We start from the raw sequence: 20,744 nt of genomic DNA, 5'->3' as shown, positions 1-20,744 counted from the left end.
CCTGCGCGCGGCAGCGGCGGAGTTTGCAACCCCTGAATGCGGAGATCGAACGGCCATGGACCTGAGCGTTATGCAGTATCTGGACGTTGCCGCGCCCGCCGACGCGGACGCGGCGCCCCCCGGCGGCATCGACGACGGCCTCGCGCTGCGTGAGGTGCTGGTCATGCACTACGAGAGCCTGAAGCGCCGCCTGGTGCGCAAGCTCGGCTGCCCGGACCTGGCGAGCGACTGCCTGCACGACGCCTGGCTGCGCCTGGGCGAGTTCACGGCCCCGGTGCCCACGCGCAGTCCGCAGGCCTATGTGTACCGCGTCGCCTGCAACGTGGCCATCGACGGGCTGCGCCGCAACCGGTTCTGGCAGCCGGCGGGCGAGGAGGCGGTGGCACCGGAGGCGATGGCCGATCCCGCTCCGGGGCCCGACGTCATCGTCGAGAAGCGTTCCGACATGCGTGCGATGGACCGCGCGCTGCAGCGCCTGCCGGGCCGGCATCGCGCCGTGCTGGTGGCGCTGCGCATCGAGGAGCGCACGCGCGAGGAAGTGGCCGACTGGCTGCAGATGTCGCTGCGCAGCGTGGACACGACCCTGCGCCAGGCGCTCGACCACTGCGCCGAGGTCTCGGGCCAGAAGGTGTGCGTGGGCGTCAGCGGGCCGCGCCGGCACTGGCGCGCCGATGCTGAGGTGAGACGCTAGAGCTGGTCGATGGCGCTGCCCGCCGAGGCGGCGGCGCCGAGCGCGAAGCGCTGCTGCGTGCCCACGTAGAAGCTCGCGCCGAAGCGCCCCACGGGCCGGTAGTCCTGCAGCTGCACGCGCCAGCGCTCCGCGTCCACGAGCCCGTCGCGCACCGCGAGCCATTTCACGCGGCCGAAGAACACGTAGCGGCTCTCGGTTTCCATCGTCTCGTGCAACACGCATTCGAAGGCCACGGGCGCCTCGGCAATGCGCGGCGGCGCGACGCTGTTCGACGGGATCGCATGCAATCCGGCATGCGCGAGTTCGCTGGTTCCGCGCGGCAGCGAATCGCCACAGGCATGCATCTGCTCGGCCATCGCCTCGTCGGTCAGGTGCACGACGAACTCGCCGGTGCGCAGGATGTTGGCGGCCGTGTCCTTGATGCGCCCGTCGTGCAGGCGGTTGATGCTCACGAACACCAGCGGCGGGTCTTCGCCCACCATGTTGAACATGCTGAAGGGCGCGGCGTTGACCGTGCCCTCGGGCTCGAGCGTGGTGATCAGCGCGATCGGCCGCGGGACGATGAGGCTCGCCATCAGCTTGTAGCGGGCGTAGGGGTCGAGGGTCTGGAAGTCGATTTCCATGGAGGTTGGGCGTCGGTTATTTAAGAAATCGCATGCAATTTGTTTTTAATTCTGCATGCGAATGGTGCGTTCATGTGCGCTAGAGGCTTCATTGTTGTGCAGTGTATGGCTCGGTGAATGCGGGAGGATCAGTCGATTTCGTTGGGGAATTCAAGAATTTTCGCGGCCGGTGGCCCTTGGCATGAAGGATGCATGCGGCAAATATCGTATGCAATCCGTGTTCCACCCTTTCTGAAGGAGTCGTCATGTCCGCTGCCCCGCTTCCGCCCCCGCGCGATCTCAGCCGTCGCACCTTCCTGCAAGCCGGCCTTGCCGCCGGCGCCGCGGCCGCCGGCGCGGCCTGGACTCCGGCCGATGCGGCGTCGCCCCAGGTGCTGAACTATCTCTCCTGGCCCGGCAATGCCGATCCCTATCTGATCGAGGCCTTCGAGAAGGCCCATGGCGTGAAGGTGCGCATCAAGGAATACGTGGGCGGCGACCAGATGATGGCCGTCATCAACCAGTCGCCGCCCGGCAGCTTCGATGTCGTGCTCGCGGACGCCGAGTACATGCACCTGCTGCACGAGGCCGACTTCATCGAGGCGCTCGACCCCGCCGACTATCCGCTCAAGGACTACTGGCCCGAGTTCCAGAAATTCCCGCTGCACTGGTTCGACGGCAAGCTCTACGGCGTCATGACGGACTTCGGCTACCTGGGCCTGTCGTACAACACCAAGGCCTTCACGCCCAAGGAGGTGGCCTCCTATGCGGCGCTGTGGAGCGAGAAGGCCAAGGGCAAGGTCGGTCTGTTCGACTGGTACCTGCCGTCGATGGGCTCGATCAGCCTGGCCAACGGCAACCGCCCGCCCTTCGACATCGACAAGGCGCGCTTCGAGGCCGTGAAGAAGAAGCTCTTCAGCCTCAAGCCGCAGGCCTCGGGCTTCTACACCATCGCCGACATCTTCTCGTCGATGACCAATGGCCGCGCCCAGCTCGTGCCCGGCATCGGCGAATGGATCACGCTCGGGCTGCGCCAGAACGGCGTGCCGGTCGACACCATCATCCCGGAGGAGGGCGGGCTGCAGTGGACCGAGTCGCTGTCGATCGTCAAGGGCACGCCCAAGCGCGACCTCGCGCGCAAGTTCATCCAGTACACGACCTCGCCCGAAGGCCAGGTGCGCATGGCCACCAAGGCCGACAACAAGAAGAGCATTCCCTCGATGGCGGGCTGGAAGCTGCTCAACGAGACCAAGCCGAAGGAGGCCGAGATCCTGCGCATGACGCTCAAGGGGCCGAACGTGATGGACGAGTACAAGGCCAAGAAGATCCAGTTCCGCCAGCTGCCCTCGAAGCAGTCGATCGAGGACTGGAACGACGCGTGGAGCCAGTTCAAGAGTCTCTGAGCGCGCGCACCATGAACGCCTCCTCCACGCCATCGATGGCGATCGCTCCCGTGCCCGCCAGAGGCCGCGGGAGCGCGCGCCGCGGTCCCTCGCCCAGGACGGTGCCGGTGCTGCTCGGCCTGCCCGTGCTGCTGTGGCAGCTCGTCTTCTTCGCGGCGCCGCTGCTGTTTCTCGTGGTCGTCACCTTCTGGCAGGTGCGCTCCTTCAAGCTGCAGCCGGCGCTGTCGCTCGACAACTGGACGCGCATCCTCGGCGCATCGAGCTTCCACCAGGCCGCGCTGCACAGCCTCGCGGTCTCGGCCACGGCCACGGTGCTCGCGCTGGCGATCGCGTTCCCGGCTGCCTACACCATCGCGTTCCGGCTGCCCGCGCGCTGGCGCGACGCCGCGATCGCGGCGCTGCTGGTGCCGGTGTTCTCGAGCTACATCCTGCGCATCTATGCGTGGCAGATCGTGCTGAGCCCCGAGGGGCTCGCGAACACGCTGCTGGGCGCATTCGGCGTGCCGGCGCTGCCCTTGCTGGGCGGCGCGCTGTCGCTGCAGATCGGCCTGCTCACGTTGAGCCTGCCGGTCGCGGTGCTGATCCTGGTGTTCGCGCTCGGCGGTGTCGATGCCTCGCTGGTCGAGGCGGCCGAGAACCTCGGCTGCAGGCGGCTGCGCGTGGTGAGCCACGTGCTGCTGCCGGCCATCCGCCCGGCGCTGGTGCTCGCGGGCTCGACCACCTTCCTGCTGGCCTTCGGCGACTACGTGAGCCCGGTGTTCATGACGGGCAGCAATCCGCCGACCCTGTCGATCCTGATCGTCGACACCGTCAAGTCGGGTTCGCAATGGCCGCGGGCCTCGGTGATCGGCGTCTGCATGCTGGCGCTGCTCGGCCTCGTGCTGGGGCTGGCCCGGCGCCTGGGTGCGAGGAGCGCCGGATGACCGGCATCGACCACGCGCGCGCCAGGAAGATCTCGCGCGCCGTGCAGTACGCCTGGCTGGCCCTGCTGTTCGCCTTCATCGCGGCGCCGATGCTGGTCATCGTCGTGTTCTCGTTCGACGCGAACCGCTACCCCACGATCCCGTGGGGCGGCTTCAGCCTGCAGTGGCAGCGCGCGATCCTCGACGACGAGATGGTGCGCGACGCCTTCGTCAACACGCTGGTGGTCGCGCTCGGCACCGCGGTGCTCTCGACCGTGCTCGGCTTCGCGGCCGCCTACCTCGACCACCGCTATCGCTACCGCGGCAAGTCGGCCTTCGCGATGCTGGTGGCCATTCCGCCGGCCGTGCCGGCCACCATCCTCGGCATGGCGATGCTGGCCTTCCTGTCGCGCATCGGCCTGTTCGGCCGGCTCGAGGCCATCGTCGCCTGCCACGTGGCGATCGCGACCTCGTTCTCGATGGCGATCATCCGCCTGCGCCTCGGCGAACTCGGGCCCGACATGGAGCAGGCGGCCTGGAACATGGGCGCATCGCCGGCCACGGGGCTGGTGCGCGTCGTGATCCCGTTCTGCCGGTCGTCGCTGATCGCTTCCTTCTTCCTCGCGGCGGCGGTCTCGTTCGACGAATTCATGATCGCCTGGTTCGTCGGCGGCGTGCACGAGACGCTGCCGGTGCGCATCCTCAACCTGCTGCAGGGCCAGGTGAGTCCGAAGATCAACGCCATCGGCACCGTGGTGCTGGCGGTCAGCGTGGCGCTGGTGCTGCTCGCGCAGCGCTTCATGGGCGTGCGGGCCGGACGACCGGCCGCGCGCACCGCAACCGAGTGAGGACTGGATGAACAACGACGCTTACGTTTCGCTGCGCGCGCTCGACAAGCGCTTCGCGGGCCACCACGCCGTGCGCGGCATCGACCTGGACATCGCGGCCGGCGAGTTCGTCGCCATCATGGGGCCCTCGGGCTGCGGCAAGTCCACCACCTTGCGGCTGCTGGCCGGGCTGGACCAGCCCAGCTCCGGCGACATCCTGATCGGCGGGCGCAGCATGCGCGACGTGCCGGCCTACCAGCGCGACACGCCGATGGTGTGGCAGAGCCTGGCGCTGTTCCCCTTTCTCACGGTGGCCCAGAACGTGGAGTTTCCGCTGCGCATGAAGGGCCTGGGCGCCGAGGCGCGGCGCAAGCGCGCGCTCGACTGGCTCGGCCGCATGGGGCTCGCCGGCATGGGCGACCGGCAGATCGCGCAGCTCTCGGGCGGCCAGCGCCAGCGCGTGGCCATCGCGCGGGCGCTGGTCACCGAGCCCTCGATCCTGCTGCTCGACGAACCGCTGAGCGCCCTCGACGCGCACCTGCGCGTGCGCATGCAGACCGAGCTCGCGCGGCTGCACCGCGAGCTGCGCATCACCTTCGTCTACGTGACGCATGCGCAGTCGGAGGCCTTCGCGCTGGCCGACCGGATCGTGATCATGAACGAGGGTCGCATCCAGCAGGTAGGCGCGCCGCAGGACGTCTACCGCGCGCCGGTGAACCCCTTCGTGGCCGACTTCATCGGCACCAACAACCTGCTGACCGGCACGGTGGGCGCGCTCGATGCCGAAGGTTGGGCGCGCGTCGACGGCGCGCTCGGCAGCTTCGCGGTACCGGCGCGGCGCGCGCTGGACCGCGGCGCCGACGTGAGCTTCGTGGTGGCGGCCGATCGCGTGTCGCTCAGGCCGTCGGAGGCCGAGGCGCCCGCGGGGGCCTCGCGCCTCGAGGGCGCCGTGCTGGGCCTGGAGTTCGTCGGCTCCACGCAGACGGTCTTCATCGAACTGCCGGGCGGGCACGAGTTCCGGGTCCAGAAGCAGCAGCACGAGATCGAGTCGCTCGAGCTCGCGCCGGGCCGGCGCGTGGGCCTGCATTGGGACCCCAGGCATGCGTGGCTGCTGCCGCGCAACGCCTGACGACCTATCAACCTTGGAGCAGCACACATGTACGAAGAGAGATTCATGCGCCAGGCGCTGGCCTTGTCCGCGCAGGCACTCGCGAAACCCGGCACCGAACCCTTCGGTGCGGTGATCGTGAAGGACGGCCAGGTGGTCGGCGAGGGCTTCAACCATTCGGTCGCGCACTTCGATCCGACCTCGCATGGCGAGGTCGAGGCCATCCGCGATGCCTGCCGGCGGCTGCGGCGCGTCGACCTGTCGGACTGCGAGCTGTATTCGTCGTGCGAGCCATGCGCGATGTGCGTGGCCGCGATGCGCGTGGCGGGCATCCGCCGGCTGTTCCATGCCGCCACGCTCGCGCAATCGGGCGCGGCCTTCGAGGGCCTGCCCGTGGCGGCACGCCATCCCATCGACGTGGACGAGCTGCGCCGCGTGGCCGGTGCCACGCTCGCCGAAGGCCTGACGCCCGCCGAGCAGCACCTGCCCTGGGATGCGATCGAGATCCTCGAGGCCTGGGCGGCCCCGCGCAAGCTGCCGCAACCTTCCCGTTGAGCGGGGCACCGGCACGGCCGCGGGCGCAATAATCGCGTTTCCCGATCCTTTCGCCACGCGACACCGAGCCCCGTGCCACCCTCCAGACGCCCGCCGAGCAACGCCACCGCCCCCGACGACAAGCTCGGCCGCACGCGGACCGAGACCGTGCACGAGGCCCTGCGGCTGGCCATCATCGAGCAGAGCCTCCAGCCCGGCGCGCGCCTGCCCGAGGACGCGATCGGCGAGAGCTTCGGCGCCAGCCGCACCATCGCGCGCGAGGCGCTGGGCCGGCTCGCGGTCGAAGGCCTGGTCGAGCTCAAGCCCAACCGCGGCGCCTTCGTGGCCAACCCCAGCCTCGAGGAGGGCCGCGAGATCTTCCAGGTGCGCAACGGGCTCGAGCGCACGGTGGTGCAGACGCTGTCGGGCAAGCTCTCGGCGGCGCACGAGTCCACGCTGCGCTCGCACGTCGTCAAGGAGCAGCAGGCCTCGGGGCGCGACGCCGTGCGTTCGATGCGCCTGGCCGGCGAGTTCCATCTGCAGCTCGCCGCGATGACGGGCAACCAGCTGCTCGAACGCTATGTGCGCGAGGTGGTCTCGCGCTGCTCGCTGATCCTCGCGACCTATGGCCGGCCGCATTCCAGCGAATGCGCCGTGACCGAGCACGCGGAGATCGTCGATGCCCTGGCCAAGGGCGATTTCGCAACGGCCGCCGACGTGATGCAGCGGCACCTCGAAGCGGTGGCCGACCGCGCGCTGCCGCCGATCCGCGCGGGCGTGGACATCCGGGACGTGCTGGCGCGCTATGCGTCGGCGTCGGCGGGCACCGGCCTGGAAGCCGAGGCCGCGGCGGTTCCGGTGCCCAAGGCGAAGAGCGGCGGGCGCGGGCGGCCGCGGAAGAAGGGATAGGGGCTGCGGCGAGCCGACGGCCACGTCCCGCAGGAAGCTCAGGCCAGCGTCTCATCCAGCCAGTCGAAGATGCGCGCATTCGACAAGCGGTAGTTGCCGACCTGGCAGTGCGCACCCGCACCTTCGGCGCGGGTGAATCGGATCAGCGTCTTGGGGCAGGTCAGGTGGTCATAGAGCATCTGCGGCTGGCCCTTGAAGAACATGTCGTCCTCGGCCTCGCACACCAGCGTCGGGCAACTGATCTTCTCGGCGATCCCGTTCGCGACGTTGTAGTCGAGCACCTTGGCGTAGTACTCGCGCGGCGTCTTTGCGCCGGTCGCGAACATGCCGTGATGGATGGCCCAGCGTGCGGTGGGAGACTGCTTCATCGCGGCCTCCAGGCGCTGGTCGATCTCGGGCGCGTGTTCGGACCTGAGCTCGTCCCGGATCGTGGCTTGCCGATCCGCCGGGAAGCGCGCGAGATGCGGCGCGGCGTAGTCGTAGAGGCCATCATTGGCGATGACGGCCACCAGGCGCTTCTCGAAGGCGGCGGCGCGCGGCGCCAGCAGCCCGCCGAGGCTCTCGCCCATGAGCGCGATCTTCCTGGGATCGACGCCGGGCTGCTTGAGCAGGAAGTCGACCACCGGCGTGATGACCTTTTCCCAGTCCGGCCGGAACACCAGGCCGCGGCGCAACGCTTCGTACTGCCCGGGGCCATCGAAGGCCAGGACGTTGTAGCCGCGTTCGACGCCCGCGCGGGCGCTGGTGTGGTGCATCTCCCTCGCCGAGCCGTCGAAGCCGGTGTGCAGGATCAGCGTGGGGCGACGCTTGCTCGAGCGGTCGACGCGATGGAAGTAGCCAGGCAGCGTCGTGTTCTCGTACGGAATCTCGACCGGCGTGATCGGTTGCTCGAAGAGCGAGGCGGCCGTGCGGTAGCACTCGACGCCCAGCTTGAAGGCGCGCTTCACGCGCGGGTCCTCGGGGTTCTCGTGGAGAAAGAACTCGGCATAGGAGTGGTAGTTGCCCGCGCGCAGGTAGCCGTCGCGGGCGCTCACGCGGTGGCCGCGCGCGAGCTGGCTGGCCGCTTCCTTGGCGATGCGGTCGGCCGTGGCGTTCCACTGCGTGTACCAGCTGTCGTAGTTGCCCGATTCGATGGCCTGCGAAGTCACGAGGACCTCGCCGAACTGGGCCACGCCATAGGAACTGCTCCCGAAGATCCGTTCGGTCTCGAACCAGAACTGGGCGTTGTCCGCGAAAAGCGGTGGCGCTGCCGCTTCGGATGCGCCCTGTGCCGCCGGGGCGGCGGCGCTCGCGCCGGTCGCCGGCAACGCGCCTGCGAGCGCCGCTGCCGCGAATGGAAGCCCGGCCAGGATGGAACGTCGATGCATGGGTATGTCTCTCGTAAAGTTGTTGACGCTGTAAACGATAGCAGGGCAACTTTCTTAACGCAATAATAGTTTCATTAACAAGGGCAAAAAATGACTGTCAGATCCCGTCCGGGCGGGCGCACCGCCCGCACTAAGGAGGCGGCCCTGGAGGCCGCGACGGCCTTGATGGCCGAGCGCAAGGGGGAGGCCATCACCATGGCGGAGGTGGCCGAGCGCGCGGGCGTGGCGCCCACCAGCCTCTACCGTCGCTGGCCCGATGTCCGGGCACTCATCGCGGAAGCGGCGGTCGGGCAACTCATGCGCGAGCAGCCGATGCCCGACACCGGGTCGTTGCGCGGCGACCTGTGCGCCTGGGCCCGCGCGGCCGCGCAGCAGATCGCGAGCGGCGAGTCCGTCCTGTTTCAGGCCCTGGCCGCGAATGCGGCTTCGGCTGGCGCCGGCAGGAAGGCTTCCGGGGCCGAGCCGCTGCAGCCGCGGGGCAGGCAGATCGCGGCGATGCTGGAGCGCGCCCGGGAGCGCGCGGAGGCGGCGCCGCCGGTGGCCGATGTGCTCGATCACGTGCTCGCCCCTCTCTACATGCGGGCGCTGTTCGGTGCTCCTGCCGACGCGGACTACGCCGAGAAACTGGTCGACCGGCTGTTGGGCTGAGGCGCGTGTGTCGGGGCCTGGGCCATGCCGGCCCGGGGTAAACCCCAGGGCATTTTTGCTTACGCCATAAACTATGTTGTTTACACTATACGCAACCCGACGCGATCGAACCGCGGCGGGACGCTCCGCCGCCGATCCCCGCATCGAGCAGCGGACTCGAACAATGAAGAGACAGGCGGTAAACAAGTGCTCGAGATCCAACAACTTGGCATGTCGTTCGGCGGCGTGCATGCGCTGTCGGGGGTGTCGATGGCCATCGAACCGGGCCGCATCTACGGCCTGATCGGCCCGAACGGCGCCGGCAAGTCCACGGCCATCAATGCGATCACCGGAACCATCGTTCCCTCCGCCGGCCGCATCCTCTGGCACGGCAAGGACGTCTCGCGCTGGCCCCAGCACCGGCGCGCGCGCTCGGGACTGGCGCGCACCTTCCAGAACCTGGCGCTGTTCCACAAGCTGTCGGTGCGGGAGAACGTCGCTTGCGGTGCCATCCACGCCCACGACGACGCGGGCCTGCGGGGCGCGGTCGACGCCGCCCTCGATGCCTTCGGCCTCGCACAGGTGGCCGACGAGCCGGTCGACGTGCTCTCGCTGGGAACCCGCAAGCGCGTCGAGATGGCGCGCGCCACCGTCGCGAAGCCCAGGCTGCTCCTGCTGGACGAGCCCGCCGCGGGCCTGACCGGCAGCGAGATCGCCGAGTTCTCCACGCGCATGCGTGCGTTCCGGGACGGCGGTGGCGCCGTGCTGCTGGTGGAGCACGACATGAGCCTGGTGATGAGCCTGTGCGAGCACCTCTTCGTGCTCGACTTCGGCCGGCTGATCGCCGCCGGCACGCCCGGCGAGGTGCGCGCCAACCCGGCCGTGCAGGCCGCCTACTTCGGAGCCGGCGATGACCAACTTCACTGAAGCGCCCGCGCCCGCCTTGCTCGAGGTGGACCGCGTGACGGCGGGATATGGCGGGCCGGCCGTCGTGCGCGACGTGTCGCTGGCCATCAAGGAAGGCCGCATCACCGCGCTGCTCGGTGCCAACGGCGCCGGCAAGACCACGCTGATGCGCGCCATCTGCGGCATGGTCAGGTTCACGGGGTCGATCGTGCTGGGCCACGAGCTCCTGTCGGGCCAGCGCACCGAACGGATCGCCCGCCTCGGTATCGCGCATGTGCCCGAAGGCCGCGGCACCTTCATCGACCTGAGCGTCGAGGAGAACCTGCGCGTGGGTTGTTTCGCCAGGTCGACGAAGGAGGGTGCGGCCGAGGCCATGGAGCGCATCTATGGCTGGCTGCCGCGGCTGGCCGAACGGCGCACGCAGCGCGCCGGCAGCCTCTCGGGTGGCGAGCAGCAGATGCTGGCCATCGGCCGTGCCCTGATGGCCAAGCCCCAGGTGCTGTTGCTGGACGAGCCTTCGTTCGGGCTGGCGCCGCGCGTGGCGGCAGAGATCATGCGGCTGCTGCGCCGGCTGCAGTCGGAGACGAGCATGGGCATCCTGCTGGTCGAGCAGAACATCGAAATCGCGCTGGGGCTGGCCGACGATGCCTATGTCCTGCGAACCGGCGCCGTGGTCGCGAGCGGCCCCGCGGCGCAACTGCGCGGGAGCCATGCGCTGCGCGATGCCTACCTGGGAGCGCATTGATGGAGGCACTCGTCAACCAGATCGTCGCGGGCCTCACCACCGGCTGCGCCTATGCGCTGATCGGCCTGGCGCTGGTCATCGTCTACCGCACCACCAGCCACGTCAATTTCGCGCAGGGCGAGATGGCGACCTTGACGACCTACGTCGCGTGGTCGCTGCTGCAAGCCGGCGTGCCCTACTGGGGCGCCTTCGCGCTCGCGATCGTGGTGGCATTCATCTTCGCCGCGAGCCTCGAACGCTGGGTGATCGGACGCCTCGGTGCCTCCTCGCCGATGGCGACCGTGGCGGCATTCATCGGCCTGTTCATGATCCTCCACAGCCTCACCGGATACATCTGGGGCCATGACGTGCGCGAGTTCCCGAGCCCGTTCCCGGGCGGTGCGCTGGCGGGTGGCCTGGTGTCCGGCCATCAGGTCGGCGTGGCCGCGGTCACGACCGTGCTGCTCGTTCTGTTGTGGGCCTTCTTCCGCTTCACCTCGGTCGGGCTGGCCATCCGTGCCGCGGCGCAGAACCCGGGCTCCGCGCGATTGAGCGGCATCTCGACCAAGGCAATGGCCGCATTCGGCTGGGGCCTGGCCTCGGCCATGGGTGCGGTGGCCGGGATGATGATCGCGCCGCAGCTCTACCTCGATCCCAACATGATGAGCGGCGTGCTCATCTACGGATTCGCCGCCGCCCTGATGGGAGGCATCCAGAGCGTGCCCGGCGCGGTCATCGGCGGCCTGGCCCTCGGCGTGCTCGAGAACCTGCTGGGCGCCTACGTGGTCGGCACGCAGCTCAAGCTCACGGTGGCAATGGTGCTGATCGTGGGCATGCTGGTCTGGCGCCCCGACGGCCTGATGGGCCGGCCCAGTGCCAAGAGAGTCTGAGGACATGAACACTTCCAATCGATCGATCCTCGCCGTGGCACTGGTGGCCGCACTGCTGCCGCTGTTCGTGCCGGACTTCCTGACCTTCCAGCTGACCCAGGCCATCGGGTTGGGCATCGCGCTGGTGGGACTCAACGTGCTCACGGGCATGGCGGGCCAGCCTTCGCTCGGCCACGGCGCCTTCTTCGCCATCGGCGCCTACGGCACCGCGATGCTCGTCGAAGCGGGGCTGCCCTGGTGGAGCGCGCTGCCGCTGGCCTGCGTCGCGGGAGCCCTGGTGGCGTTCGTGATCGGCAAGCCCATCCTGCGCCTGGAGCACACCTACCTGGCGCTGGCCACCTTCGCCATCGCGCTGGCGCTGCCGCAGCTGGTGCGCAATGCGGCGGTCGAACGCTGGACCGGTGGCGCGCAAGGCCTGCAGCTCGATCGCCCGTCGCCGCCCGCCTGGCTCGAGCCCTGGGTCAACCAGGACATGTGGATGTACTGGGTCGCGCTGGCGCTGGCGATCGCCGTGGTGCTCGCCGTCCGCCGCCTGGCGCGCGGTCGGCTGGGGCTGGAGCTGCGCGCGCTCAGCGACCACACGGTGGCGGCGGCCGCCTGCGGCATCGACGTGTCGCGCAGCAAGGCGCTGGCCTTCGTGCTGAGCGCGGCCTGCGCCTGCGCGGGGGGCGGGCTGTACGCGCTCAACGTCCAGCTGGTCGCGCCCGACAGCTTCACCCTGTTCCTGTCGCTGACCATGGTGGCCGGACTGGTCGTGGGCGGGCTCGGCACGGTGCTCGGCCCCTGGATCGGCGCCCTGTTCGTGCAGTTCGTTCCGTCCCTGGCCGACCGCGTCTCCACCGCGGCGCCCTGGGCCGTCTTCGGCGTGGCGATCCTGCTCGTCGTGTTTCTTCAACCGCGCGGCATCGCCGGGATGCTGCGCCTCGTCCAACGTGCCAAGGGAGGTTTCTGATGCCACGCGCCAAGACACCAGAGGAGCGCCAGGAGATCCGCGATCTCATCTGCCAGGTCGGCGAACGCATGTTCGTCGAGCGCGGCGTGAACGGCGTGAGCATGCGCGACCTGACCGCCGAGCTGGGCCTGAGCCCGATGGCGCCGTACCGCTACTTCAAGGACAAGGCCGAGATCCTGGCCACCGTGCGGGCCGCGGCCTTCTCGCGCTTTTCCGACGCGGTCGAGGCGGCATTCGCCAGCGGCAAGACGCCGGCCGCGCGTGCCCGCGCCATCGGCACGGCCTACCTGGGCTTCGCGCTGGCCGAGCCCAATGCCTATCGCCTGATCTTCGACCTCACGCAGCCTCACGAGGAGCAATACCCGGAGCTGGCGTTCCAGAGCGCGCGCGCCAAGGAGATCCTGTCACGCCAGTCGAAGGACCTGATCGATGCCGGCCTCGCGCCCGACGACGTCGAGGAGGTGACGCATTCGCTGTGGTCGGCCGCCCATGGCGTGTGCGTGCTCTACATGGCCGGCAAGTTTCCCAGCGCGGACAGGGCGCGCGACGCCTACCGCAACACGATGCGCTGGCTCTTCATGGGGCTGCATGCCGAAGCGCAGAAGGCCCCCCGTTCCACTTCCAAATCCGCCAAGGAGTCCCGATGAAACTGAACCGACGCACGGTCGTGCTGGGCGCGCTCGCCTCAATGGCGGCACCGTTGCCCGCCCTGGCGCAGAAGCGCCATGGGCCGGGTGTGAGCGACAGCGAGATCAGGATCGGCTCGACCATGCCGTTCAGCGGCCCGGTGTCGATCCTGGGCACGCTGGGCAAGACCTCGCTGGCCTACTTCAACCAACTCAACGCCGCGGGCGGCATCAACGGGCGGCGCATCAAGCTGATCCAGTACGACGACGGCTACAACCCCGGCAAGGCACTGGAACTGACGCGGCGGCTCGTCGAGCAGGACGAGGTTTCGCTGATCTTCGAGACGGTGGGGACGGCGACCAACAACGCGATCTATCGCTACCTCAACGGCAAGAAGGTGCCGCAGCTTCTGATCTTCAGCGGCGCGAACAAGTGGAACGACGTGGCCAACGCGCCTTTCACGATCTCGGGCATGCCCACCTACAACGCCGAAGGACGCATCTACGCGCGCTGGATCCTTGAGAACATGCCCGGCGCCAGGATCGCCATCCTGATGCAGAACGACGACTTCGGCCGTGACTACCTGACCGGCATCAAGGCCGGCCTCGGCGACAAGGCCAAGGACATGATCGTCGCGCAGAGCACCTACGAGACGACCGACGCATCGGTCGACTCGCAGGTGGTGAGCCTCAAGGGCAGCGGCGCGAACGTGTTCATCTCGCTGTCCAACGGCAAGTTCACCGTGCAGTCGATGAAGAAGGCGCACGACATCGGCTGGAAGCCGCAGGTCATCCTGCCGCTCGGCAGCTCCTCGCTCTCGGCGATCATGCGGCCCGCTGGCGCCGAGGCGGGCAAGGGCGCCATCACGGGCGTCTACAACAAGCCCGTGTCCGACCCGCAGTTCGACAAGGACCCCGGCGTGGTCGGGTTGCGCGAGTTCCTCAAGAAATGGCTGCCCGAAGCGGATCCGAGCGATTCGCTGGTCGGCGGTGGCTACACGGCCGCGCAGGTGCTGGAGAACATCCTGCGCCGCTGCGGCGACGACCTGACGCGCGAGAACATCATGAAGCAGGCCAGCAGCCTCTCGGGCCTCACGACGCCGCTGCTGATGCCGGGCATCACGCTGAGCACGAGCGAGAAGGACCACGAGCTGTATGGCCACCTGTGGCTGCAGCGCTTCGACGGCAACGCCTGGATCCCCTTCGGAAAGGCTCTCTCGGTATGAACGATCCGGCACTCAATGTCTTCGTTGCCGGCGGCACGAGCGGCATCAACCTGGCCATCGCCGAGTCCTTCGCCAGGGCCGGCGCGAATGTCGGCGTGCTGTCGCGCGACAGCGCGAAGGTCGATGCGGCGGTGGCGCGACTCGGGGCGCTCAACGGGCAGCGCGCCGCGGGGTGGCCGGCCGATGTGCGCGAGTTCGAGGCCGTGAAGGCCGCACTGGAAGGATTCCACACGCGCTTCGGCGCCATCGACGTGCTGGTCTCGGGCGCGGCGGGCAACTTCCGCGCGCCTGCGCTCGGCATGTCGCCCAAGGGTTTTCGCACCGTGATCGACATCGACCTGATCGGCACCTTCCACGTGCTTCAGGCCGCGCACGAGTTCCTGCGCAAGCCCGGTGCATCGATCATCAACATCTCGGCCTCCCAGGCCTACGTGCCGATGATGATGCAGAGCCATGTCTGCGCGGCCAAGGCCGGCATCGACATGCTGACGCGCACCCTGGCCCTGGAGTGGGCGGCCGACGGCATCCGCATCAACTCGATCGCGCCGGGGCCGGTGTCGGACACAGAGGGCATGGTCCGTCTCGCGCCGACACCGCAGGCGGCCAAGGAACTGACCGATCTCGTTCCGCTGGGCCGCTGGACGCGCAAGGACGAAGTCGCCGCCGTCGCGCAGTTCCTGGCCTCGCCGGGAGCCGCGATGGTGACCGGCCAGGTGATCCCGCTGGATGGCGGGCTCAACCTCGGGCGCTATTCGCCCAAGCTGGTGGTCGAGGCCGACGCCATGATCGAGGCCCACGGGGCGAGGGCCGCGGCATGAGCTACCCGACCCTGGCTTTCGACGACACGGAGATCCCGGCCAGCGTCGTGCGCGAGTGGGCGCTGAAGGCGGCTTCGGGCCTCGCGGCGCTCGGCGTGGCGGAGGGTGACGTGGTCGCCGTCATGATGCGCAACGAGCCCGAGGCGGTCGTTGCCATCCTGGCCGCCGGCCACCTGGGCGCCTACTGGTGCGGCCTGAACTGGCACTTCAAGCAGGAAGAGGCAGCCTGGGTGCTGCGCGATGCGCGCGCCAAGGTGCTCTTCATCCACGCCGATCTGATTCCCCAGATCGCGGCCGGCATTCCATCCGAGGTCGCGGTGATCGCGGTGCAGCCACGGGCCATGACGCGCGAGATGTATGGCCTGGACGTCCCCCCGGGCTTGCCCGCCGGTGCGCTCGAATGGGAGGACTGGCTGCGCCGGTATCCGGAAAGCACCGCGGCGCCCAAGCGTCCCAAGGGACTGCTGCCCTACACCTCCGGGGTCAGTGGCCGTCCCAAGGGCGTGGTGCGCATCGCGCTGCCGGAAGAGCAGGCCGCGCGGCAGGCGGCCGCCAGCGCCGAGCTCAGCACGCGGGTGCTCGGGGTGACCTCGCAGTCGCGCTGCCTGCTCGCGGCACCGCTGTACCACAGCGCGCCGGGCAACTATGCGGCGGCATGCGCTCGCGTGGGTGCCTGGCTGCGCCTGGAGCCGAGGTTCGATGCGCAGCGGATCCTGCAGCGGGTGAGCGAGGAACGCATCACGCACCTCTACCTGGTGCCGACCATGTATCAACGTCTGCTGAGCCTGCCGTCCGAGCTGCGCAGCCGGTACGACCTGAACTCGGTGCAGTTCGTCGCCTCGACGGGATCGCCCTGTCCGGCCGGCGTCAAGCGCGCCATGATCGACTGGTGGGGGCCTGTCGTCCACGAGGCCTATGCATCGAGCGAGACCGGCTACCTCGCGTTCATCACGGCCGAGGAGTGGTTGCGCAAGCCCGGCTCGGTGGGGCGCGCCGCGGGAGACGCCGTGCTCAGGATCCTCGGTGAAGACGGGCGGACGCTCGGTGCGGGCGAGATCGGCGTCATCTACGGCCGGCAGCCGGCGTCGCCCGACTTCACCTACATCAACAACGCCGAGGCTCGCGCCAGGATCGAGCGAGATGGCCTGGTGACCGTAGGCGACATGGGCTACCTCGACGAGGACGGCTATCTCTTCATCTCGGGCCGGCAGTCGGACATGGTCATCTCCGGTGGCGTGAACATCTATCCCGCCGAGATCGAGGCCGTGCTGTGCCGGATGCCCGGCGTGGCCGATTGCGCGGTGTTCGGCGTGCCCGACGACGAATGGGGAGAAGCCCTGGTGGCCGCCGTGCAGCCCGCAGCCGGCGAGTCCATCGACGAGAAGGCCGTGCGCGAGTTCGTGCGCGAACGCATGGCCGGCTACAAGGTGCCGAAGTTCGTCACGCTCGAGTCCAGCCTTCCGCGCGAGGACACGGGCAAGGTCTACAAGCGGCGCGTACGCGAAGCCTTTCTCGCGCGCAGCGGCACGACCGCCACGCGCTGACATCCGCGCCGGCGCATCGACGAAACGCGGCACCAGGGACGCGTGGCCCTGGCGCGCTCGAACGCTCGGGGCCATCCCGATCTTTTCATCCTTCCAACCCGATCCATCCATGAAGACACGTATCACCGAACTGCTCGGCATCGAGCATCCCATCGTCCAGGGCGGCATGCACTGCGTGGGCCTCGCGCCCCTGGCCGCCGCCGTATCCAATGCCGGCGGCCTCGGCATGATCACGGCGCTGACCCTGCCCACGGCCGACAAGCTGGCCGAGGAAATCCGGCGCTGCCGCGAAATGACCGACAAGCCCTTCGGCGTCAATCTCACCTTCCTTCCGAGCGTGCGGCAGCCGGACTATCCCGGCTATGTGCGCGCCATCATCGAGGGCGGCATCAAGGCCGTGGAGACGGCCGGCAACAACCCCGAGCGGGTGCTGCCCGCGCTGCAGGCCGCGGGCGTGAAGGTCATCCACAAGTGCACCTCGATCCGGCATGCGCTCAAGGCCGAGCGCATCGGCTGCGACGCGGTGAGCGTCGACGGCTTCGAATGCGGAGGCCATCCCGGCGAGGACGACGTGCCCAATTTCATCCTGCTGCCGCTGGCGGCGCAGGCGCTGAAGATTCCGTTTATCGCATCGGGTGGCATGGCCGATGGCCGTTCGCTGGTGGCGGCGCTGGCGCTGGGCGCGGATGGCATCAACATGGGCACGCGCTTCCTGGCCACCGAGGAGGCGCCGGTCCATCCGAACGTGAAGGACGCGATCCTTCATGCGTCTGAACTGGACACGCGCCTCGTGCTGCGCCCGCTTCGCAACACCGAGCGGGTTCTCACCAACGCCGCGGTGGAGCGCCTGCTCGAAAAGGAGCGCGCGCTGGGCGAGAAGATCCAGTTCGCCGACATCGCGCCCGAGGTCGCCGGTGTGTATCCCAAGGTCATGTACGAAGGACAGATGGATGCCGGTGCGTGGAGCTGCGGCATGGTCGCCGGATTGATCGACGACATTCCGCCCGTGGGCGAACTGGTCGAACGGATCATGGGGCAGGCGAACTCGATCATCCAGGAGCGGCTCTCGGGGTTGGTGAGTCGGGTGTGAATGGTCCGTCATGACACGCGAGCGCGACGTGCCGGGCCGCGCTGCGACGGACCGAGTCGATTCGACATGGAAAGTCGAATCGACTGGAAAAACCAGGATGTCGATTCGACATCCAATGGCCTAACCCGTTGATTTGAAAGGCCCTTGCGCATGGCACACCGGTTGCGTTGAAAGCCCCGTCTTTCAACACCCACCCGAGGTCCCATGCTCACCGCCACCCAGCGCGCCATCGTTTCGTCCACCGTGCCCCTGCTCGAACAGGGCGGCGAGGCGCTCACCACCCACTTCTACCGGATGCTGCTGGCCGAGCATCCCGAGGTGCGGCCCTTCTTCAACGAGACCCACCAGGCCAGGGGCGACCAGCCGCGCGCGCTGGCCAACGGCGTGCTGATGTACGCGAAGAACATCGACCGCCTCGAGGCCATGGGCCCGCTCGCGACGCAGATCGTCAACAAGCACGTGGCGCTGCAGGTGATGCCCGAGCACTACCCGATCGTCGGCGGCTGCCTGCTGCGCGCGATCCGCGACGTGCTCGGCGCCGAGGTCGCGACCGACGCGGTGATCGATGCCTGGGCCGCCGCCTACGGGCAGCTCGCCGACATCCTCATCGGCGCCGAGAAGCAGCTCTACGACGCGCAGGCCGCGGCGCCGGGCGGCTGGCGCGGCATGCGCGCGTTCACGGTGGCGCGCAAGCAGGCCGAGAGCGCCGAGATCGTCTCGTTCCACCTGGCGCCGGCCGATGGCGGCGCGCTGATGGACTTCGCGCCGGGCCAGTACATCGGCCTGTGCCTGCGGGTCGAGGGCAAGGACATCCGCCGCAACTATTCGCTGTCGGCCGCGCCGAATGGCCGCAGCTATCGCATCAGCGTGAAGCGCGAGCCCGGCGGCGTGGCCTCGAGCCATCTGCACGACCAGGTGCACGAGGGCGACACGCTGCAGCTGCTGCCGCCCTCGGGCGAGTTCACGCTGGCCGACAGCGCGCGGCCGCTGGTGCTGATCAGCGGCGGCGTGGGCATCACGCCCACGCTCGCGATGCTCGAGCAGGCACTGGCCACGCAGCGCGAGGTGGTGTTCATCCACTGCGCGCGCAATGGCGCGGTGCATGCGTTCCGCGAGCACATCGACGGCATGGCGGCGCGGCATCCGGGGTTGAGCCGCTTCTATTGCTACGACGAGAGCGATGCGAGCGATGCGAGCGATGCCGCGCGCCCGCACGCGGTCGGCCGGCTCGACCGCGAGAAGCTCGCGGCCTGGCTGCCTGCGCACACGCGCGACGTCGATGCCTATTTCCTCGGGCCCAAGCCCTTCATGCAGCAGGTGCGGCGCGAGTTGCGCGCCTGGGGCGTGCCCGATGCGCAGTCGCGCTTCGAGTTCTTCGGGCCGGCCTCGGCGCTCGAGTGAATCGCCCCGCGGTCAGCGGCGCGCGACGCCCAGCCGCTTGGCGGTGCGCGCGAGGTTGGCCGGGTCGACCTGCAAGGCTCGCGCCGCGGCGGCCCAGCTGAAGCCGTGGCGCTCGAGCGCCTGCTCCACCATCGTCCGTTCGAACTGTGCCACGGCCTCGCGCAGGCCGGCCTGTGCGCCGGCCGCATCGCCGCCGGGGCTCGCGGCCGCGGGCTCGATCTTCGGCGCGGCCGCGGCCGGGCTGGCGAGCCCGAGGTCCTCGGCGCTCAGCGTGAGGATGCGCGGGCGCTGCGCGTGCCGGCCCAGCGCCTTGAGCACGCTGCGGCCCAGCAGGTGTTCGAGCTCGCGCACGTTGCCGGGCCAGTCGTAGGCCAGCAGCGCGGCCTGCGCGCCCGCGTCGAGCCGCACGCCGCCCAGGCCCATGCGCACGCGCGCCTCCTCGAGGAAGAAGCCGCCGATCGGCAGCACGTCGCGCCCGCGCTCGCGCAGCGGCGGCACCTGCAGCGGATAGACGCTGAGCCGGTGGTAGAAGTCGGCGCGCAGGCGGCCCGCGCGCACTTCTTCAGCCAGGTTGCGGTTGCTCGCGGCGATCACGCGCACGTCCACGCGATGCTCGCGGTCGGAGCCCAGGCGCTGGATCTGGCCGTTCTGCAGCGCGCGCAGCAGCTTGGCCTGCACGGGCAGCGGCAGCTCGGCCACCTCGTCGAGGAACAGCGTGCCGCCGTCGGCGAGCTCGAACTTGCCGCGACGATCGGTCACCGCGCCGGTGAAGGCGCCGCGCACATGGCCGAAGAGCTCGCTCTCGACCAGGTTGTCGGGCAGCGCCGCGCAGTTGATGCTGACCAGCGGCCGCTTCGCGCGCGGCGAGGCCGCATGCAGCGCCTGCGCCACCAGTTCCTTGCCCACGCCGGTCTCGCCCTGGATCAGCACGCAGAGTTCGCTCGGGCCCGCGAGCGCGATCTCCCTGAGCAGCCGCTTGTGCGCGGCGCCATGGCCGATCAGCTGGCGCGGCGCCTGGCCGCCCGCGCGCGCATAGCTGTCGGCGCGCAGCCGTTCGTCTTCCACGCGCGCCGCCAGGCCGTCCATGCGCGCGGCCACCACCACGGTGGCGGCCGCGAGGCTCGCGAAGGCCTGCAGCACATCGAGCTCGACACGCGAGAAGCGGCCGACCTCGAGCGCGTCGAGCGTGAGCAGCCCCCAGGGCCGGCCGTCGACGCGCAGCGCGCAGCCCATGCAGTCGTGCACCGGCAGATGGCCCTGCACGCCCTCGACCAGTCCGTCGAAGGGATCGGGCAGGCCGCAGTCGGCCGCGAAGCGCACGGGGCCGGGTGCCTCGAGCAGCTGGGCGAAGCGCGGATGCTCGCCCGCGCGAAAGCGCCGGCCCAGCGTGTCGCGGCTCAGGCCGTCGACGGCCAGCGGCACCAGCCACTCGCCCTCGAGCCGCAGCATCGCGGTGGCGTCGCAGGGCAGCAGGGCGCGCAGGGTCTGGAGCAGGCGGCGATGGCGTTCGGCCTCGGGCAGGTCCTGGGCCAGGTCGGCCATCAGGGGCAGCAGGGCGGTGAGCAGGCTGGGAGGCGTCATGAGGTGGCGGCCATTG

21 protein-coding genes are annotated in these 20,744 nt (G+C 69.4%); 18 read left to right on the top strand and 3 right to left on the bottom strand.

Translation table 11 applies throughout. From position 1 onward, the window contains the following. The first annotated feature begins 55 nt into the window (after positions 1-55). The gene (locus AC07RV_RS06275; RefSeq protein ID WP_296786568.1) at positions 56-691 is read left to right on the top strand and encodes an RNA polymerase sigma factor; all 636 of its coding nucleotides are present in this window, start codon (positions 56-58) and stop codon (positions 689-691) included. Here the strand turns inward: AC07RV_RS06275 and AC07RV_RS06270 are convergent. After that, on the bottom strand, positions 688-1,314 hold the full coding sequence (locus tag AC07RV_RS06270) for a flavin reductase family protein (protein ID WP_296786565.1): 627 nt from the start codon (positions 1,312-1,314) through the stop codon (positions 688-690). The two genes, AC07RV_RS06275 and AC07RV_RS06270, sit on opposite strands and share 4 nt — an antisense overlap. 245 nt (positions 1,315-1,559) lie before the next feature. Here AC07RV_RS06270 and AC07RV_RS06265 point away from each other — a divergent pair, with 245 nt between their 5' ends. From AC07RV_RS06265 to AC07RV_RS06240, 6 genes are all read left to right on the top strand, one after another. Further along, positions 1,560-2,696, top strand: a complete 1,137-nt coding sequence (locus AC07RV_RS06265) for an ABC transporter substrate-binding protein (RefSeq protein WP_296786563.1) — start codon at positions 1,560-1,562, stop codon at positions 2,694-2,696. A gap of 11 nt (positions 2,697-2,707) precedes the next feature. After that, on the top strand, positions 2,708-3,619 hold the full coding sequence (locus AC07RV_RS06260) for an ABC transporter permease (protein ID WP_296786560.1): 912 nt from the start codon (positions 2,708-2,710) through the stop codon (positions 3,617-3,619). Further along, a complete protein-coding gene (locus AC07RV_RS06255) occupies positions 3,616-4,446 on the top strand; it encodes an ABC transporter permease (protein WP_296786557.1) in 831 nt (276 codons plus the stop codon). The genes AC07RV_RS06260 and AC07RV_RS06255 overlap by 4 nt, the downstream gene beginning before the upstream one ends. Before the next feature lie 7 nt (positions 4,447-4,453). Beyond that, positions 4,454-5,554 carry an ABC transporter ATP-binding protein gene (locus tag AC07RV_RS06250; RefSeq protein ID WP_208510783.1) on the top strand — a complete coding sequence of 367 codons (1,101 nt, stop codon included), beginning with the start codon at positions 4,454-4,456 and terminating at the stop codon, positions 5,552-5,554. 27 nt (positions 5,555-5,581) lie between these two features. Continuing rightward, positions 5,582-6,088, top strand: a complete 507-nt coding sequence (locus AC07RV_RS06245) for a nucleoside deaminase (protein WP_093346614.1) — start codon at positions 5,582-5,584, stop codon at positions 6,086-6,088. Positions 6,089-6,160: 72 nt separating this feature from the next. Next, positions 6,161-6,976 carry a GntR family transcriptional regulator gene (locus AC07RV_RS06240; protein WP_296786547.1) on the top strand — a complete coding sequence of 272 codons (816 nt, stop codon included), beginning with the start codon at positions 6,161-6,163 and terminating at the stop codon, positions 6,974-6,976. A 38-nt stretch (positions 6,977-7,014) separates the two neighbouring features. Here AC07RV_RS06240 and AC07RV_RS06235 read toward each other — a convergent pair whose 3' ends face one another. Continuing rightward, complete coding sequence (locus AC07RV_RS06235) at positions 7,015-8,343, bottom strand: alpha/beta hydrolase family protein (protein ID WP_296786545.1); 1,329 nt, start codon at positions 8,341-8,343, stop codon at positions 7,015-7,017. Between the two features lie 90 nt (positions 8,344-8,433). On the opposite strand from AC07RV_RS06235, the gene AC07RV_RS06230 reads away from it, so the two are divergent. The 11 genes from AC07RV_RS06230 to hmpA all read left to right on the top strand — a co-directional run bounded on the left by AC07RV_RS06230 (position 8,434) and on the right by hmpA (position 19,147). Further along, positions 8,434-8,991, top strand: a complete 558-nt coding sequence (locus AC07RV_RS06230; protein WP_296786542.1) for a TetR/AcrR family transcriptional regulator — start codon at positions 8,434-8,436, stop codon at positions 8,989-8,991. Between the two features lie 186 nt (positions 8,992-9,177). After that, on the top strand, positions 9,178-9,897 hold the full coding sequence (locus AC07RV_RS06225) for an ABC transporter ATP-binding protein (RefSeq protein ID WP_296786538.1): 720 nt from the start codon (positions 9,178-9,180) through the stop codon (positions 9,895-9,897). Further along, a complete protein-coding gene (locus AC07RV_RS06220) occupies positions 9,881-10,621 on the top strand; it encodes an ABC transporter ATP-binding protein (protein WP_296786535.1) in 741 nt (246 codons plus the stop codon). Before AC07RV_RS06225 ends, AC07RV_RS06220 begins: the two co-directional genes overlap by 17 nt. Next, on the top strand, positions 10,621-11,490 hold the full coding sequence (locus AC07RV_RS06215) for a branched-chain amino acid ABC transporter permease (protein WP_296786532.1): 870 nt from the start codon (positions 10,621-10,623) through the stop codon (positions 11,488-11,490). Before AC07RV_RS06220 ends, AC07RV_RS06215 begins: the two co-directional genes overlap by 1 nt. A gap of 4 nt (positions 11,491-11,494) precedes the next feature. After that, positions 11,495-12,442 carry a branched-chain amino acid ABC transporter permease gene (locus tag AC07RV_RS06210; RefSeq protein ID WP_296786529.1) on the top strand — a complete coding sequence of 316 codons (948 nt, stop codon included), beginning with the start codon at positions 11,495-11,497 and terminating at the stop codon, positions 12,440-12,442. Next, positions 12,442-13,089, top strand: coding sequence for a TetR/AcrR family transcriptional regulator (locus AC07RV_RS06205; RefSeq protein WP_296786526.1), 648 nt, complete (start codon positions 12,442-12,444; stop codon positions 13,087-13,089). Before AC07RV_RS06210 ends, AC07RV_RS06205 begins: the two co-directional genes overlap by 1 nt. Further along, on the top strand, positions 13,086-14,294 hold the full coding sequence (locus AC07RV_RS06200) for an ABC transporter substrate-binding protein (RefSeq protein WP_296786523.1): 1,209 nt from the start codon (positions 13,086-13,088) through the stop codon (positions 14,292-14,294). Before AC07RV_RS06205 ends, AC07RV_RS06200 begins: the two co-directional genes overlap by 4 nt. Then, positions 14,291-15,112, top strand: a complete 822-nt coding sequence (locus tag AC07RV_RS06195; RefSeq protein WP_296786521.1) for an SDR family oxidoreductase — start codon at positions 14,291-14,293, stop codon at positions 15,110-15,112. The genes AC07RV_RS06200 and AC07RV_RS06195 overlap by 4 nt, the downstream gene beginning before the upstream one ends. Beyond that, positions 15,109-16,656 carry an AMP-binding protein gene (locus AC07RV_RS06190; protein WP_296786518.1) on the top strand — a complete coding sequence of 516 codons (1,548 nt, stop codon included), beginning with the start codon at positions 15,109-15,111 and terminating at the stop codon, positions 16,654-16,656. Before AC07RV_RS06195 ends, AC07RV_RS06190 begins: the two co-directional genes overlap by 4 nt. 109 nt (positions 16,657-16,765) lie before the next feature. Next, on the top strand, positions 16,766-17,746 hold the full coding sequence (locus tag AC07RV_RS06185; protein WP_296786516.1) for an NAD(P)H-dependent flavin oxidoreductase: 981 nt from the start codon (positions 16,766-16,768) through the stop codon (positions 17,744-17,746). A 204-nt stretch (positions 17,747-17,950) separates the two neighbouring features. Continuing rightward, on the top strand, positions 17,951-19,147 hold the full coding sequence (gene hmpA / locus AC07RV_RS06180; RefSeq protein WP_296786513.1) for an NO-inducible flavohemoprotein: 1,197 nt from the start codon (positions 17,951-17,953) through the stop codon (positions 19,145-19,147). 12 nt (positions 19,148-19,159) lie between these two features. On the opposite strand, the gene norR is transcribed toward hmpA, so the two are convergent. Further along, on the bottom strand, positions 19,160-20,728 hold the full coding sequence (gene norR / locus AC07RV_RS06175; RefSeq protein WP_296786511.1) for a nitric oxide reductase transcriptional regulator NorR: 1,569 nt from the start codon (positions 20,726-20,728) through the stop codon (positions 19,160-19,162). Positions 20,729-20,744 lie beyond the last annotated feature (16 nt).

It is taken from the genome of Variovorax sp. GW821-FHT09B01 (genome assembly GCF_059418345.1).
Note: the sequence above shows the minus strand (reverse complement) of the source record. Positions and strands in the feature narration are given on the sequence as shown.